The sequence below is a fragment of the Pseudoalteromonas xiamenensis genome, assembly GCF_030994125.1.
In the GTDB taxonomy this organism is placed as follows: Bacteria; Pseudomonadota; Gammaproteobacteria; order Enterobacterales; family Alteromonadaceae; genus Pseudoalteromonas; species Pseudoalteromonas xiamenensis_B.
The window spans coordinates 902956-918912 of the sequence record NZ_CP099918.1; the positions used below are offsets into that span (position 1 = coordinate 902956).

14 protein-coding genes and 2 pseudogenes are annotated in these 15957 nt (G+C 42.0%); 8 read left to right on the forward strand and 8 right to left on the reverse strand.

Going from position 1 to position 15957, the window contains the following annotated elements; genetic code table 11:
• Nucleotides 1–220: 220 nt before the first annotated feature.
• From NI389_RS20995 to NI389_RS21005, 3 genes are all read right to left on the reverse strand, one after another.
• A complete protein-coding gene (locus NI389_RS20995; protein ID WP_308362633.1) occupies nt 221–1123 on the reverse strand; it encodes a cation diffusion facilitator family transporter in 903 nt (300 codons plus the stop codon).
• A 232-nt stretch (nt 1124–1355) separates the two neighbouring features.
• Nucleotides 1356–2339 (reverse strand): WD40 repeat domain-containing protein, encoded by a 984-nt coding sequence (locus NI389_RS21000; RefSeq protein ID WP_308362634.1) that lies wholly within the window; start codon nt 2337–2339, stop codon nt 1356–1358.
• A 4-nt stretch (nt 2340–2343) separates the two neighbouring features.
• Nucleotides 2344–3342, reverse strand: coding sequence for a WD40 repeat domain-containing protein (locus tag NI389_RS21005; protein WP_308362635.1), 999 nt, complete (start codon nt 3340–3342; stop codon nt 2344–2346).
• Nucleotides 3343–3765: 423 nt separating this feature from the next.
• Here NI389_RS21005 and nudB point away from each other — a divergent pair, with 423 nt between their 5' ends.
• Nucleotides 3766–4215 carry a dihydroneopterin triphosphate diphosphatase gene (gene nudB, locus NI389_RS21010; RefSeq protein WP_308362636.1) on the forward strand — a complete coding sequence of 150 codons (450 nt, stop codon included), beginning with the start codon at nt 3766–3768 and terminating at the stop codon, nt 4213–4215.
• On the opposite strand, the gene NI389_RS21015 is transcribed toward nudB, so the two are convergent.
• Nucleotides 4181–4801 (reverse strand): class I SAM-dependent methyltransferase, encoded by a 621-nt coding sequence (locus tag NI389_RS21015; RefSeq protein ID WP_308362637.1) that lies wholly within the window; start codon nt 4799–4801, stop codon nt 4181–4183. The two genes, nudB and NI389_RS21015, sit on opposite strands and share 35 nt — an antisense overlap.
• A 130-nt stretch (nt 4802–4931) precedes the next feature.
• Here NI389_RS21015 and NI389_RS21020 point away from each other — a divergent pair, with 130 nt between their 5' ends.
• Nucleotides 4932–6038, forward strand: coding sequence for an alanine racemase (locus tag NI389_RS21020; protein WP_308362638.1), 1107 nt, complete (start codon nt 4932–4934; stop codon nt 6036–6038).
• Between the two features lie 55 nt (nt 6039–6093).
• Complete coding sequence (locus NI389_RS21025) at nt 6094–6810, forward strand: DUF4336 domain-containing protein (protein WP_308362640.1); 717 nt, start codon at nt 6094–6096, stop codon at nt 6808–6810.
• A gap of 60 nt (nt 6811–6870) precedes the next feature.
• Here NI389_RS21025 and NI389_RS21030 read toward each other — a convergent pair whose 3' ends face one another.
• The 4 genes and pseudogenes from NI389_RS21030 to ahpC all read right to left on the reverse strand — a co-directional run bounded on the left by NI389_RS21030 (nt 6871) and on the right by ahpC (nt 11017).
• Nucleotides 6871–7350: an NfeD family protein gene (locus NI389_RS21030; RefSeq protein WP_308362641.1), complete on the reverse strand. Its 480-nt coding sequence runs from the start codon at nt 7348–7350 to the stop codon at nt 6871–6873.
• Between the two features lie 3 nt (nt 7351–7353).
• Nucleotides 7354–8307, reverse strand: a complete 954-nt coding sequence (locus NI389_RS21035; RefSeq protein ID WP_308362642.1) for an SPFH domain-containing protein — start codon at nt 8305–8307, stop codon at nt 7354–7356.
• A gap of 490 nt (nt 8308–8797) precedes the next feature.
• Nucleotides 8798–10369, reverse strand: a complete 1572-nt coding sequence (gene ahpF, locus NI389_RS21040) for an alkyl hydroperoxide reductase subunit F (RefSeq protein ID WP_308363474.1) — start codon at nt 10367–10369, stop codon at nt 8798–8800.
• An 80-nt stretch (nt 10370–10449) separates the two neighbouring features.
• Nucleotides 10450–11017, reverse strand: a pseudogene (gene ahpC / locus NI389_RS21045) (alkyl hydroperoxide reductase subunit C).
• Nucleotides 11018–11245: 228 nt separating this feature from the next.
• Between ahpC and NI389_RS21050 the strand changes: the two are divergent.
• The 5 genes and pseudogenes from NI389_RS21050 to NI389_RS21070 all read left to right on the forward strand — a co-directional run bounded on the left by NI389_RS21050 (nt 11246) and on the right by NI389_RS21070 (nt 15512).
• Nucleotides 11246–11676, forward strand: a pseudogene (locus NI389_RS21050) (DUF3429 domain-containing protein).
• A 222-nt stretch (nt 11677–11898) separates the two neighbouring features.
• Nucleotides 11899–12534: a GGDEF domain-containing protein gene (locus NI389_RS21055; RefSeq protein WP_308362647.1), complete on the forward strand. Its 636-nt coding sequence runs from the start codon at nt 11899–11901 to the stop codon at nt 12532–12534.
• Nucleotides 12535–12593: 59 nt separating this feature from the next.
• A complete protein-coding gene (locus NI389_RS21060; RefSeq protein WP_308362648.1) occupies nt 12594–13685 on the forward strand; it encodes a methyl-accepting chemotaxis protein in 1092 nt (363 codons plus the stop codon).
• Between the two features lie 49 nt (nt 13686–13734).
• Nucleotides 13735–14529: a class I SAM-dependent methyltransferase gene (locus NI389_RS21065; RefSeq protein WP_308362650.1), complete on the forward strand. Its 795-nt coding sequence runs from the start codon at nt 13735–13737 to the stop codon at nt 14527–14529.
• A gap of 182 nt (nt 14530–14711) precedes the next feature.
• Nucleotides 14712–15512 (forward strand): DMT family transporter, encoded by an 801-nt coding sequence (locus NI389_RS21070; RefSeq protein WP_308363473.1) that lies wholly within the window; start codon nt 14712–14714, stop codon nt 15510–15512.
• Nucleotides 15513–15957 lie beyond the last annotated feature (445 nt).

Consider the following 15957-nt stretch of genomic DNA (forward strand, 5'->3'; position numbering starts at 1 on the left):
TTTATCTTCTGTCTATAAAGTTAAAAGATACCGCGCAATTTGCCAAGTAAATACTGAAATTTTAACTACTTAACTTGTGCTTTCGTTTATATGGGTAATCTATTCGACAACACAAGATACAGATAAGCTTACAAAAACATAAAACAATCAAAGTTAAATGTGGCGAAAAAACACGCTTTCTCCTCATTGAGCATACGACTCTTAAACTTAAATAAAAAATTTAGATAATTGGCTGAGGATGAGCGGGACAATTATGACTTTCAACTTGAATAATGCTTTTGACTGCTCCAAATCGTTGTTTTAAAGACGTTTCTATGGCTATTTTACACAGCTCGTCATGTTGCTCGAGCGTACAGTGGTGTTTTAAGACAATATGCGCACCAATAGTTACCACGCCAGACACTCGTTTAATGGTGACATTGTGAACGCTATCTACATGCTCGGCTTCGAGTAAAGTATGCTCTACTTGCTCTAAGTTTGGTAAATCTTCTCTTTTTAACAGTCCCTTTAAACATACCCTGACAACGCGCGCGCCGGTATATAAAACGAACAAAGATATGAACATACTCGAAATCACATCGATAACTTGCCAACCCGTGAAATGTAGCAACACACCGGCGATAAACGTGGTGACGGTAGACAATAAGTCTAAGAATGAATGCAGGAACACTGCGTAGACATTGATGCTGTCTTTGCGGCCTTTATACAAAATCCAAGCGGAAAGACCATGAAATAGAAACCCTATCGCTGATATCATGGACATCATGTAAGAGTTAATTTCAAAATCGTGCCCAGCGCCATGCGCTGACAACCTTTGTGTACCTTCGTATAAAATCAATACACTTATAGAGAGATACAATACACCATTAATAAGTCCACCGGTGTACTCGGCTTTTTTATGTCCTTCATCGAAATTTCGAGCCAGTTTGACTGCAAAAGTGGATGCTATAACAGCGATAAACAGTGAACTATTGTGGACAAATAAATGACCGGCATCCGCCAAAACGGCTAGTGAGTTTGAGTAGTAAGCCCCAAAAAGCTGAATAACCATAAAGGTACAAGTTATCGCTAATGCTAGCAGCAATCGGCGACGAGATGCTTCGTGAGTCGTAATACTGGTCATAGTTAGGTATAGGTTCTTTTGGCAGATAGTAATGATATACAGTATCAATTGTAACGCGAATTCCTCCTGTGCGCACTAAAATTAGCGCTGAGCGCTTTTAATTTGGCCTAAACGCTCCTGAAATAGTGATATTGGACGGCAGAACACTCAAGATTCTCAGTACATTAAACATTAATCGCCGAGAAAATAAGCCCTAATTTATCAAACCAACGTAATGGGCACCGTTTTTTCTCTATTCTTGAACCAAAGCATCAATTTGCCATCGTTCGATAATCCCATCCGAACTAACGGTCAGGATAGTACCCGGCTTTTCTTCAATAATATCCAATACGAGCGCTTCCCCGCCGGAGGCATTGATAAACCAAGACCCTAACTCTTTGCCCGTCTCCTTGGACCAAATTGATAGTTTTGATTTGGATGAGGTCGTTACAATATAAGGTCTCTCTTCAAGGATCAGCCCTTCTCTAAACCATCGAAAACGTTCAGGATACGAAAGCGTTGTTTTGATGTGCCCGCTTTTAACATCAAAATAGCGTTGATTATGTAATGCATCAGAGACGAATGCCGTATCAAGCGTTTTGGTTGCTGCGAGGGTGGTAACACGCTTCTCAACATGAAATTCACTAAGCACAGTCGCATCACTGAACAACCATGTTGACACCACGCCATCAAGCCCAGCGCTCATGACCTGCTTACTGTCCGAATCCCAAATAAGATAAGCAACTTCACTTGAATGAGGTTTAAAGAGACGTTGTGATTTATCTTTAAATGATAACAGAACGATTGAGCCATCAGTCATCCCCACGCTGAGATATTCGTCATTGGGCGACATTGCAATACTTGCTATTCGCGCAAGAGGATCCGCACCACTTAGGCTAAAATATTGTTCAAGTTGACCCGTTTCAACGGACCAAAAGCTGAGTCGTTGCTCACCACCTACGACTATGTTTGTTTTTTGGTTAGTCAAAAGAAACGCTCTTGCAACCTCACCTATCTGGCTAAACTCAAGTTGCATTCGCTTAGTACGACTTGATAGATCCCAGAGTTCTAGATTTTTACTTTGGGTGTACAAGAGAACTGATTGGCTATCCTTTGAAAAGGCGCCATAAATCACTTGTTCATTAACCAGTCCAAACGCATCATCCACCTTTTCAATTTGTTTTCCACCGCAACTCATCAGGAGTATGAAACTAAAGAGAATCGTTAAATTTCGCATGTCACTATTCCTTATCCACACTATCCAGCAAAGGCGTCAAATTCCACGTTTCAATGAGGCCATCTGTATTCACGGTTACCATATGTGTTTTATCTGGTTGTGTTACAGCCAATACTGTTGCGCCATCCTTCATTGTTTGGCAAGACCATACACCAATTTCTCTACCTGACTTCAAATCCCAAAACGTAATTTGTGACTTACTAGAGGTCGTCATTAATAACTTGCCCGATTCGTCAAAATACGCTTCTCGAAAAGGCTTAAAACGAGAAATATAATCAAGTTTTACAATAACATCGCCTGATTCAGCATCCAGAATTTGCTGTTCGTGTAAACCATCTGACACAAACACGCGATCTGCACTTTTGTTTACTGCCAGCGACGTAATACGATGTTGGTACATGTTAGAATAAATCGCTTTCGGTTCGCCAAATTGCCACCTTGCAATTTGTCCGTCCAGAGAACCACTATATACAACGTCGCCATTATTTGTTAATTGAATATGTGATACTTGCTGACGATGTGGCTGAAATTGATTATTAATCCCGGTGTCTAGCTGAGCCATATTAATCGCACCATCCTCCATCCCCGCAACAAATTTGAGTTTGTTTTCAGACAACGCTGATGCCGTTATTCGCGCCAGTGGCGAAATCCCCTGCATTCTAAGCTTACCGATGTATTCAAGTGGTTTTACTCTAAAAATCGCAACGTCATTTTCACCGATCACGAGGGCTATGCTGCCGTCTTTTGAGTATTCAACCTGCCGTGCTGGCTTGGGTAATTTGTCCTCGGGCAGAATAACGTCGACTTGCTTTGCACTAAAAGACCAAATTTTGACCTGCTGTTCATGGGTTAAGAAAAGTATTGACTCAGCATCACCTGAAAATTGAGCATCTAAAACGGGTTCACCCACAGAGATCGCAGCTTGATTGTTTAACCCTATTTTTTCTTGCCCACATCCAACGACTAAAAATGAGCAAAGAGCAAAAACAATTAGCGTATTCATGCGTATATTGAAAAGGAGAGAAGTCGAGAATACTCGCGTAAAACCCATGCGTAATCCCAGTTAATGCAATTGAGTTGTTTAGACTGCCATAATAAATCGGGTTAAGAAAGGATGTAACTGCTGGAGCAAGGTAAATTAGGTTCAAGTTAAGCGCCATTTGGCAAATCCACTCAAAGTCAGTTACACCCAGCATGACCTTTTTTGTGGGGGTATTGTAGAAAGCGGAGACACTCAGGCAAGCTTAGCAGGCCAAACTGCTCACTACACACAAAAGTTAAAGCTATGCACTTTGATTATAGTTCACCCATGCAAAAATCAAAATTATTTGAACGAAAATTATACTCATCTTGAAAATGCATTTATACCTTTGAATGTCACATTTATCCGTTACAATATCGGCAAAGTAAACGTGGAGTTGCAAACGTGCTTCGTCAACCTTTCTCCGTACTTGTTGTAATTTATAAACGTGATGGTGATTTTCTACTAATTCAACGAGCAGATGACCCTGAGTTTTGGCAATCTGTCACTGGAGGCATAGAGCAGGGTGAGAAACCGATTGATACTGCAATACGAGAGTTGAAAGAAGAAACGGGTATTGATGCGCACAAGTTAAATCTTTCTGTCGTTCAACATAGTCATACCAATAGCTATGAAATCCGTCCTCAATGGCGCTATCGTTATGAGCCTGGTAACTACATTAATACAGAGTATGTGTTTAGTGTAGAGGTGCCAGAACACGTCACACTCGTCTTGAATCCGTCGGAACACACTGCCTATACTTGGTTACCCCAAAGACTCGCTGCGCAAAAAGCGTGGTCACCCAGTAACAAGAAAGAAATTATTGAACTTGAAATACAAACACATGCCATTTAATCGCGTCCCGACCAAAAAAGTCCGCCTGCGCTTCTTTTTGGTAAATACACGATAAACCCTCACACCTTGCGGCATGCAACAATTGTTCAATTGCAATATTGGTCACGCCACGTTGCTCGTTGTCCTGAACATCTTGAGACTCTCGCAAGCTAATCACGATAATGCCACCTTGAAGCAACAGTTGTGTAACGCGATAAAGTGAAGGTCTGAGCGCCCAAATTGGCAGATGATTTAAAACAGAGCTTAATAAAATAACATCGAACTGGATCCCTAGCTGCTCAGTAAAAAACATTCGAGGTAAGCTGTCTTCTAGCCAAAGAATGGGTAACGACCCGGAATAAGCCTCTCCCATCCTTTTTAACGTCGTCGCAGGCTCGACCGCAACCACGTATGGGTCATTGCCGTTTAATGCAAAATACACCGCGTCTCGACCCGCTCCCGCACCAACGTCTAGAAAACGCGCTTGCGCTTTTCTCAAATACGGTTTCAACAAATGCAACCAATGAGCATGTAGATATTCAAAATCAACAGCTTGATATTGATTTGCTAAGTCATAAGCATGAATATTGTAATAATCTTGCGACATCGTGTATCTCAAAAATCAAAAGCCGTTTAGTTATACGCGATGAAAATAACAAAATTATGACTCTCAACGGGGAACAGATTTCTTCGTGATGAGGTCTACTCATATAGTCGTTTGGCACAGGATAAATATCATGCAGCTAGATTCACTTTCTACACCTTGTCTTCTCGTCGACAAAATGAGATTTATGAATAATATTTCTCGTCTTAAATCTCGATTGAGCGAATTGGGCGTTGCTGCTCGCCCGCATTTAAAGACCCTAAAGTCTGTTGAAGCCGTTAAGTTTTTGTTGCCTTCATACGATAGCCCCTGCACCGTGTCGACGCTCAAAGAAGCGAAAGAATTCGTTGCTGCTGGTTATAGAAACATCACCTACGCAGTGGGTATCACCGCAGATAAACTACCTACTGTTCTTGAACTCCAACATCAAGGTGCTCACATCAACATTCTCATCGACAATGCGGTTCAAGCCGAGGCTATTTTAGCGTTTTGCGAAACGAACCATTGCACGTTACATGTTTTGATTGAGATTGACTGTGATGGTATGCGAGCAGGCATCAAACCAACGGATGAACAACTAGGGAAAATAGCCCTAAAACTTGCCAGTCGAGGTTGCTTTGCTGGCGTTCTCACGCATAGCGGCGGTGCGTACTTATGCCAATCAGAAAGCGAGATCAAACAATTTGCCATACAAGAACGCATTGCTATAACTCAAGCTGCATCACGGATCCGGTCAATGGGGTTACCTTGTAATACAGTCAGCGTAGGTTCAACGCCAACAGCACACCATGGTGAGGACTGGGAAGGTGTTACAGAAGTTCGAGCCGGCGTATACGTTTTCTTTGACTTGGTGATGGCAAACCTTGGAGTATGTGAATTAAAAGACATCGCGCTGTCCGTCGTTACTCGAGTAATTGGCCACAATGCCGAAAAGAATTGGTTGATTATTGATGCTGGCTGGATGGCATTATCAAAAGATCCTGGGGATGGTAAAAGTGGTTACGGTCTAGTCGAAAAGGCAAATGGAGACATCGTCGCGAGTGCAATGGTGAACAGCGTAAATCAAGAACATGGAATCATCCATTTACCGTCAACTGAGTTGCTTTCATCTTATCCCATAGGCTCTATATTACGAATTTTACCAAATCATGCCTGCGCGACCGCTGCAATGCATGAAAGCTACCACGTTGTCGATCAGCGTGGTGAAATGACAAATTGGTCGAGATTTAATGGTTGGTAATCTCTAAGAAGCAACTATTATTAACGAGTACTTTACATTTAACCAAGGAGGTAATATGAAAAGTATTGACGAACATATCTGGATTGTCGATGGTAGTACCGTGCAATTTTTTACCATGCCTTTCACTACCCGAATGACCATTGTAAAACTCAGCAATGGCGATTTATGGATCCATAGTCCGATTGAATTGACCCCTCAATTAAAACAGCAAGTCGAAAACTTAGGCTCTGTCCGTTATTTAATTGCACCAAATCATCTGCATCACCTATTTATGAAGCAGTGGCAAGACGCTTATCCTGAAGCATTATCTTTTGGTACTGAAGAAGTGTTAAAGAAACGCGGTGATTTGTCCTTTACCGGTTCACTGGAGAAACTAGCAGAAACACCCTGGGCAAAAGAAATTGATTCTCATCTGTTCACTGGCTCTCCCGCAATGGAAGAGTGCGTGTTTTTCCACAAGTCCAGCCAAACTCTCATTGTGACTGATTTGATTGAAAACTTTTCACCAAAAGCATTCGGTTCATTTAAACGCTTTATGGCATCTCTTGTTGGGGTATTGGCGCCTCACGGTAAAATGCCTTTAGACTGGCGACTTACATTCACCTTTCATAAGAAGGAAGCTAAAAAGCACATTGAGCACATTATCGCATGGCACCCTATGACAATCGTGATGGCACATGGTGTCATTATTACTGAAAATGCCGTTGACTTCTTAATGGAATCATTTGATTGGCTTGAGCCATCGATATCGAAAGCGGAACAATTGAACTGATTTTTAGTAACCCTTTTAGCGCGTTAAAAGGGTTACTATTTTTCTACACCAACATAACGTTTACTGATCCAGTTCTTGCATTTTTTCGACTGGTGTAACCCAAAATATACCCACATCCTTTTTAGTTACGCGTACAAACTGCCCTTTCAAAAGCGGCTGTGTACTTTTTACTTTCCAAGAAATACCTGAATAAGAAAACGTTACATTGTCGGAATTAGGTTCCACATCTTCAACAAGTTGAAACTCAATATTTGCAAAGTCACTCGTCACAGCCGTTAAGTCTTGCTTGTTCTGCATTCGTTCAAGCGGTTTCCATAACAACAGTGCCAAAACCACGGTTACAACTGCATTAAACGTAAGCGCTACTTCCCAACTTTCATTGATTAATCCCAAGTACATGGACAATGCACTGATGAGACAGGACAGCCCCAAAAACAACAATATAAAAGTAGCAAACCCAAATACTAGAATTTCGATGCACAAAGCGACAATACCTATTATGGCGATGCTTTCCCATAGATTCTCAGTAAACCAGCTCATTACTTAGCCTTTTTGCGTTTTATTTAATGTATTGATAATAGACATACTTTGAGCAACTAAACTACTCGCGTCCGTCGCGCCATCCGGTAATAGAATGACCGAAGATTGTTTTGCAATCGCTTCTTTTGCTGCTATCGCTTTTGTTGCAAGGTCAAGCTGAATTGCTTTTTGACCTTCTACTGTGTTTGCTGCGTCACCCACTTGGCGCAGTGCCTGTGCTTGTGCCTCTGCAACCGCTAAAATTGCTCTTGCTTCACCCTCTGCTTTTAGGATCTGTTCGGCTTTATCCGCTTCTGCTGCAAGAACTTGTGCTTGTTTTTTACCTTCAGCAACGTTAATTGCTGCTTGTCTGTCGCCCTCGGATTCCAAAATTTGAGCTCGTTTTACACGCTCTGCTTTCATTTGGGCTTCCATGGCTTCCATTACTGAATTTGGTGGCACAATGTCTTTAATCTCATAACGCAAAACTTGAATACCCCAAGGGTCGGAAGCTTGGTTAATCGCCGCAACGATATTCGTATTGAGTAAATCACGTTCTTCAAACGTTTTGTCTAATTCCATTTTGCCCAGCTCACTACGCATGGTTGTTTGCGCAAGCTGTGTTACCGCAAAAATATGGTCATCTACACCATACGTGGCCTTATATGGGTCAAGGACGCGGAAATACAGCACGCCATCGACGATAAGTGAAATATTGTCTTTCGTAATCGCAGACTGTGAAGGGACATCTATTGCTTGCTCTTTAAGGCTTCTGTCTGCGGCAACTCGATCGATAAATGGCACAATAAAATTCAAACCAGCCTCTTTTGTAGACTGGAATTTGCCAAACCGCTCAACTACCCACGCTCGGTTCTGTGGCACAAATTTAATACTGCTTTTCAAAACAATAATCACAAACAGCAATACAAAGAAATTAATGGTAAATACAAACTGTAAAAGTTGACTGACTGGGTCCATGTGAATTCCTCGATTAAACACTAATTCAGTTCCTAAAATCAGCCTACCATGACTATTTCAATTAGCCTATAGATTCGTAAAACTATGCGATTCCACCTCAACGTTACTTTTTTGTAAATTTTTTGTTTTTTGTGTTTGACTTATGAAATGGATCAGCTAATTTTAAGACTCGAAAGGAAAACTCGAGTTATCAACTCAACTCGTTTTGAAATACAGACACGTTTTAACCCAGTGAGTCTCAATGGGGCTGTTGCCCCTTTTTTCTATTTTCTAGTTAGGGTTTTCGTAGCCTTTGAAGAACAACAAAGGTTGCGACACCTTTTTTGACGTTATTTACATTACCTATTCCTCGTTGGAAACTTTGCTAAAAAACTGCCTTACTCCATGTAATTCAATCACTTTAATAACGCCTTTTACTTTGGCCTGAACATAAAAAAGCCACACCGGAGTGTGGCTTTGCATTGCTTTTGGGTGTATTAGCAATGAATTCTTATGCGGCTTGGTTGTTGTCTTCTTGGCCCAAGCGAATTAAGTAGTCGAATGCACCGAGTGTTGCGGTTGCACCACTGCCCATCGCGATGATGATTTGCTTAAATGGTGTCGTGGTTGCATCACCAGCGGCATAAATTCCTGGAATAGATGTCGCACCTTTCGCATCGATCACTATTTCACCAAAACGCGTTAACTCGATACCACTGTCTTTTAACCAGTCAGTATTTGGAACAAGCCCGATTTGTACGAAGATACCCGCAAGTTCCACGGTTTTTAATTCTTCGGTCGTTCTGTCTTTATATACAAGACCGGTGACTTTGTTACCGTCTCCCAGTACTTCTGTTGTTTGCGCGCTTTTAATAATCGTAATGTTTGGCAAACTCTTAGCCTTACGAATAAGCACTTCGTCCGCTCGCAGCGTATCGGCAAATTCCAATACGGTAACGTGCGATACGATATTCGCGAGATCAATTGCCGCTTCGATACCAGAGTTACCACCACCGATCACCGCCACCGGTTTACCTTTAAAGAGCGGGCCGTCACAGTGTGGACAAAACGCGACACCTTTGCCCTTGTATTCTTGCTCGCCGGGTACATTCATCGTTCTCCAACGTGCGCCGGTTGCCAATACGACTGATTTGGCTTTCAATACCGCGCCATTTTCTAGCCCGATCTCTACGTGTTCACCGCGTTTAAGCGAGGTCGCACGCTGGCTTTTCATAATATCAACGTTGTAGTCTTTTACATGTTCTTCAAGCTGCGCGACTAATTTGGGGCCTTCGGTGGCTTTGACCGAAATAAAGTTTTCAATCCCCACAGTGTCTGAAACCTGCCCGCCGAACCGCTCGGCAACTACACCAGTATTTAACCCTTTACGCGCCGCATAAATCGATGCTGCAGAACCCGCAGGGCCACCACCGATAACCAATACATCGAATACCTGCTTGTCATTTAATGCTTTAGCTTGTTTTGCGCCCGCATTTTTGTCTACTTTATTCAGTATCTCAGTCAGGCCAATGCCGCCTTGTGAAAACAGTTCTCCGTTTAGGTATACCGTTGGCACCGCCATAATGTTTTTCGCACTGACCTCGTCTTGAAACAGTGCGCCATCAATCATAGTGGCTTTCACATTTGGATTCAGAGCCGCCATCAAGTTAATCGCCTGAACGACTTGAGGACAGGTTTGGCAACTCAATGAAATATACATCTCAAAATTCAATTCTGATTCTAAGCTTGCGATTGACGATTTGTCTTCATCGCTCACTTTCGCTTGATGTCCGCCACTGTGTAATAGTGCGAGCACCAAACTGGTAAATTCATGGCCCATTGGGATACCCGCAAACGTAATTTCAGTCTTGCGAGCTGGGCTTGTTACCGTCATAGACGGTATACGCTTGTTTTGCGTCGCTACTTTCACTGTAATCAGCGAACTGAGTGACGCTAAGTCGTTGGCTAATTGCTTTAACTCTTGTGATTTTTTGCCTTCATCGACAGCAATGACCAATTCAATTGGGTCAGATAGCGAGTTAAAGTGGCTTTTTAATTGATTTTTAATGTTGTTATCTAACATAGATTTAGTCTCAACTGCTGTGAATGGTGTGGTGCTCATAGAGCACCACCATTATTTGCTTAACGTTTTTGTTTAAACGCTTAGATCTTGCCAACGAGGTCTAGTGATGGTGCTAATGTCTCATCACCCGGTTGCCAAGAAGCTGGGCAAACTTCACCGTCGTGGTTGGCAACATATTGTGCCGCTTGTACTTTACGTACTAATTCTTTCGCGCTGCGGCCAATGCCTAGGTCATGAGTTTCAACAACCTTGATTTCACCTTCAGGGTTAATCACAAACGTACCACGTAGCGCTAAACCTTCTTCTTCAATCATCACACCGAAGTTGCGAGTGATACGCCCTGTTGGGTCACCAATCATTGGGAATTGGATCTTCTTAATTGTGTCTGACGCGTCGTGCCATGCTTTGTGTGTAAAAGTGTGTGTCTGTTGATACAGAGAACACCTCAACACCCATGCCTTGAAGCTGCTCGTAGTGATCTGCAAGGTCACCTAATTCCGTAGGACATACAAAGGTGAAGTCCGCTGGGTAGAAAAACACGATTGACCATTTACCGAGTAGATTTTGTTCACTCACTGGCAGGAATTCACCGTTGTGGTAAGCCGTTGCATTGAAAGGTTTAATAGTTGTGTTGATTAATGAAGTCATGGTTTTCCTCACTTGTAATTAATTTAACTGATTAAGTGTGCGAGCAGTTTTTACTTTCGTTTTCGCTGTTCGCTTTCGATGTGATAAAGATACGTTGAATCTCTAAAGAGATAAAATTGATTGTTTAGATTATTTCAATCGATTTTTTGGAAGGTAAATAGATAATCAAGTCGTTTGCCTATTGACGATAAATCAATGAAAATTAACGAGGGTTAATCGGAGCTATCTATGGAACGTTTTTTCAATCACATTCAAATGGGGTATCTAGGCCTTCTTCCTTTTCTATTTTTTGTCGCATGGCAATTATTTACAGGTGCCGATGCCACGGCTATCAACATGTTTTCATATTACAGCATGGGGATTCTCAGCATTCATGGCTGGCTCAATATGGCGGCCAGGTGCACAATCTAAAGTATCCGCTTGGGTTAACCGTTGCCGTCACCATTCCATTCCCACTACTCGCCTTAGCGAGTCCTTTAATGGTGTTAATTTATTTAAGTGCTGCGTTTTGGGTCGTACTACTCGTTGAAAAGTATTCACCTCTTTGGCCTGACTATTATCCCGACTATCGAAAAATGCGCGTTGTTTTAACGTCTGTTGTGTTTGTTAGTCACCTTTTTCAGATAGCAATGTTTTTATCTTTGACTACGCTTAAGTAAATTAATTTCGATTTCTTGCCAATGCGCCATCCTGTTTTAATCGCATTCATTTGGATTATTGGATTTTCCTTCTCAATCACAGTGTGGACTTCAGCCCATTCTTTTTACGAATCTATCGAGGAAATGCTGTGGTTTTGCTTGGCTTTAACCTTGTTAGCACAGTACTACCCCAATAGAACTTCGCCTCTTTTTCTTTCTGGTTGGGCGCTTTTTTGCTTTGGTATGATATTAGACATCGCTGATGAGTTTTTTGAAGATTCCTTCGCAATATTCAACATCATCGACACCTCCATTAAGAATGCGGGTTTTATTATGATTGGAGTAGCGATGTTGCATATGCTTCGACATAAGCACAATTTAATTAAGCAAATCAATCAAGAAATGGCTGAGAAAGAACTTCTACAGAAAAAGCTGCTTTTTGAAGCCTATCATGACCCACTTACTTCTCTCGGCAATCGTCGAGCTTGCTTTGAGTTTTTTGAGACCCAGCAAGAAACACACAGCCAACTCTATTACTTTGACCTTGATAACTTTAAAACAGCCAACGACAAACATGGGCACTTAGTAGGTGACAACATTCTGAAGCTGTTTGCTCATGCAATTAGTATGGAGTTTGGTGCTGAAAACTGTTTCCGATTAGGAGGCGATGAGTTTGTCGCGTTCGGCCCTTCTATACCCGTCACCGAACAATGGCGCGAGAAGCTACTAAACGAGCTAAAACCTTTTTCTGTGGGAGCAAGTATTGGGTTTGTCGAACTGCGCGCAAACGTTTCTGCTGATACCTTACTAAATCTTGCAGACCTACAAATGTACAAAGACAAATCACATAAAATATTTCGTTCTTCAAGACGGCATTAGCTGGCTTAAGTGACATACCACTGATACTCTATAGTTATTATCCCAACAGAGGAAAGCCTGTGTTTAGTCAATTATTTAGTAACAAAGCGCTCGAGCAAGAAGTCACAAAATTAAGACAAAGCTTAGCACAAGCAGAGAACAAACTTTCTAAACTAGAGTCGGAAAACGAAGAACTAAAACAAGAACTCATTCATCAACAAACGCTATTGAACGACAATACGGACAATCAGCTACTCCAGTCTGCCTTAAACGGCCTGGCTCAAATTCACGGTATTCGTGAGTCTGTTTTACACAGTTTTGAAGAAATTAGTACTGAAAGCCAAGCTATTAACTACGTCAACCAATCTTTCCTCAAATCTGAAAACTCACTGAAAGACATTTTGGGTGGGATGGATACGTTGTCGACAAACATGGGCGGTATGACCACCAATATATCCGGTCTTTCGCAAATGGCTGACAACATCAATACGTTCGTAACCACCATTTCTAAAATTTCAGATCAAACCAATTTGTTGGCCTTAAACGCAGCAATTGAAGCCGCACGTGCTGGTGAAGCGGGCCGAGGATTCAGCGTCGTTGCCGACGAAGTTCGTGCACTTGCAAACAATACCAACGAATCTGCGAACGAAGTATCCGACCTTGTAAAAAAAATAATCAGTACGACGCAGCATACCGTTGAGGCCGTGTCCGTCATCCAAGGGTCAAACCAGCAACTTTCATCAAGCATTGCCCATCTCAATGATGAATATCATGTGATTGTCGATCGTTGTAAAAGCATGAAAGGCACTATCCAAAAAGCGTCTGGATTAACGTTTATTCAAACCGTAAAACTCGACCATGTAGTCTGGAAGGGTGAAGTGTATAGCCAATTGCTCGGTAAAAGCCGCACAAAACCTGAAGAGTTTAGCGACCATACAATGTGTCGATTAGGTCAGTGGATGAAAACCGAAGGCTCTAAAATCTATTCTGATTTGTCTGCATTCAAACGACTTGATGCGCCTCACAAAGAAGTTCACAGAGCAGGTGTAGAAGCGATGAAACTGTTCCGTGTTGGCAACAAACAAGGTGCAGTAAAAGAACTTAACAAGATGGAACAAGCAAGTGCCGATGTCATGCACTTATTAGACGAACTGGCTCACGCTGGTCGTTAAACGGATACATCTGATACAATAGCGCCAAGAATACTCGTTAGTTTGAAACATGCATATCAATCCTACTTGGCGCGTCCTCACTGTCGGTGACGGTGATCTAACCTTCTCCCGCGCGTTAAAAATGAATTATCCAGACTTGTCACTGGTGGCATCCGTTTATGACAGTGAAGAAACGCTGAGAAACAAATACGAACAACATGCCATAGATGATTTACACAATGCTCAAGTCCCTGTCTACTTCGAATTCGATGTAACAGATACAACATGTTGGGCGAAGCTCGCTCGAACGTTTGACGTCGTGATTTTTCAATTCCCGTTAATCCCCTCTTTCACTTCCAAAGAAGCCTTTGAAAGTACGCCATATTCTGTGAATACGCTTAATCGGATTTTATTACGAAAGTTTATTCATCATTCTCAACAATATGCTCTCGATCCAAACGGCCCAATGCTAAGCTACATTACATCAAAAGATGTTAAACCTTATCGTGAGTGGAATTTAGAAGGTTCATTAATTAGCAATCTAAACTACCATTACTTGGGGTGCAGTCCTTTTCATATCGAACTTTTTCCAGACTATAAAATTCGCAACGTAGACCGAGATAAACACGTCAAAGATACCTCTGGTATCACCTATGTCTGGTCCTCAAAAACTGAATTAAGTGAAAACCACTCGCTTCAAGTACCTGAATATCTGGGCGAGCAATATTGCACTATGTGTAGAGTCGGTGAATTCTTTAATGAACAAGACAAATCTGCGCATAAGCGCTCGAGACTTCACAAAGCAATGGCCCGAAATGAAGTGGCATGGGAAGCTTATTTAGCGGTTGAAAATTTGCAAGATTGAGTACTTTTTTAAACTAAAGTTAATAGATAAACACTAATTTGTATGCATAAAATAAAGTATACAATTATTGATTGTTCTGCGCTTTCAAGCACATTAGACTAGCCGCTCTTTTGTGCTTAATGGGATTATCATGGTCTTTTAATCGCGATTTTGTTTTTGCTTTTATTTGCTTGTTATGCGCCATGATTACGATTCAATCCGGCGCGTCTATTGCAAAGCAACTATTCCCGTTAGTTGGCCCTGAAGGTACGACAGCTTACCGACTCGGTTTCTCGGCGCTGATTTTATGCTTAGTTTTTCGACCTTGGCGTAAATTGCCAGAGCAATGGGGTTCCGTTATCGTCTATGGCTTATGCTTAGGTGGTATGAACATCATGTTCTATTTTGCGCTTGAGCGCATTCCCCTAGGCATTGGTGTCGCTCTCGAATTCACAGGTCCTTTAGCCGTTGCATTATTTTCATCTAAGCGGAAACGAGACTACCTTTGGGTTATTTTCGCAATTGTCGGGATACTGCTACTGTTACCAGATATGTCAAATGTAAACGGTCTCGACCCAATCGGCGTGATTTTGGCGCTTGGCGCAGGAGCATGTTGGGCTGGATATATCTTGTTTGGCAAGAAATCTGGAAATCAAGGTTCTGGTGGGACTACTGTTGCACTTGGTATGAGCATAGCCGCTATTTGCCTCGTTCCGGTTGGCGTCGTATCGCAAGGCAGTGCATTATTAAATTGGGATCTTATCCCGCTTGGTATCATGATTGGTGTTCTATCAAGCGCACTACCTTACAGTTTAGAAATGGTTGCGCTTCGCAACATGCCTGCTCAAGGCTTTAGTATCATGATGAGCCTTGAACCTGCGATTGCCGCCATTGCCGGCTTACTTATTCTGGGCGAGATACTCTCATTTTGGCAATGGCTTGCGATTTTAATGGTTATCATAGCTTCACTGGGTAGCTCGATTACGGCGAAACAACCCAGTTAATCAAAGTAGTTACGTTCAAATCCGTTAGCTTCTTAGTAAAAAATGCGCGAAGAGCAACACGTTTATTCCCTTATAAAAAATGACGCGTTGCTCTTAGTCATGAAATCAACGGGTCATATTTAGAACATAGTTGCCCGAACCTGAGTAAGAATAAACAATAACTCGATAGTAACCACTTGATGCAGTGTAATTTATGGACTCACTGGAAGTTGCAGACTCTGAAGCAACTTTGCAGACTCTGACACGGCAACTTGCTGCCATGCACTATTTACCCATTTTTCAATTTTTAGGTCGATCCGCAATCCGCACCTGTTGGCCCTTCTAAGTTCAACGAAATTCTAAGCTACCGCCAGCATGCTGAAACCAATTGCCATTTGGTTCAATACCTGACCAATTTGTTGTCATTTGGTAACCTCGATATTCCTCAATAGGCAAAGCTCCAACT

Excerpts from the sequence above, each read along its gene's own strand:
- NI389_RS20995 (WP_308362633.1), bottom strand. The coding sequence starts at position 1,123 with ATGACCAGTATTACGACTCACGAAGCATCTCGTCGCCGATTGCTGCTA.
- NI389_RS21000 (WP_308362634.1), bottom strand. The coding sequence starts at position 2,339 with ATGCGAAATTTAACGATTCTCTTTAGTTTCATACTCCTGATGAGTTGC.
- NI389_RS21005 (WP_308362635.1), bottom strand. The coding sequence starts at position 3,342 with ATGAATACGCTAATTGTTTTTGCTCTTTGCTCATTTTTAGTCGTTGGA.
- NI389_RS21015 (WP_308362637.1), bottom strand. The coding sequence starts at position 4,801 with ATGTCGCAAGATTATTACAATATTCATGCTTATGACTTAGCAAATCAA.
- NI389_RS21020 (WP_308362638.1), top strand. The coding sequence starts at position 4,932 with ATGCAGCTAGATTCACTTTCTACACCTTGTCTTCTCGTCGACAAAATG.
- NI389_RS21025 (WP_308362640.1), top strand. The coding sequence starts at position 6,094 with ATGAAAAGTATTGACGAACATATCTGGATTGTCGATGGTAGTACCGTG.
- NI389_RS21030 (WP_308362641.1), bottom strand. The coding sequence starts at position 7,350 with ATGAGCTGGTTTACTGAGAATCTATGGGAAAGCATCGCCATAATAGGT.
- NI389_RS21035 (WP_308362642.1), bottom strand. The coding sequence starts at position 8,307 with ATGGACCCAGTCAGTCAACTTTTACAGTTTGTATTTACCATTAATTTC.
- ahpF (WP_308363474.1), bottom strand. The coding sequence starts at position 10,369 with ATGTTAGATAACAACATTAAAAATCAATTAAAAAGCCACTTTAACTCG.
- NI389_RS21055 (WP_308362647.1), top strand. The coding sequence starts at position 11,899 with ATGATATTAGACATCGCTGATGAGTTTTTTGAAGATTCCTTCGCAATA.
- NI389_RS21065 (WP_308362650.1), top strand. The coding sequence starts at position 13,735 with ATGCATATCAATCCTACTTGGCGCGTCCTCACTGTCGGTGACGGTGAT.
- NI389_RS21070 (WP_308363473.1), top strand. The coding sequence starts at position 14,712 with ATGATTACGATTCAATCCGGCGCGTCTATTGCAAAGCAACTATTCCCG.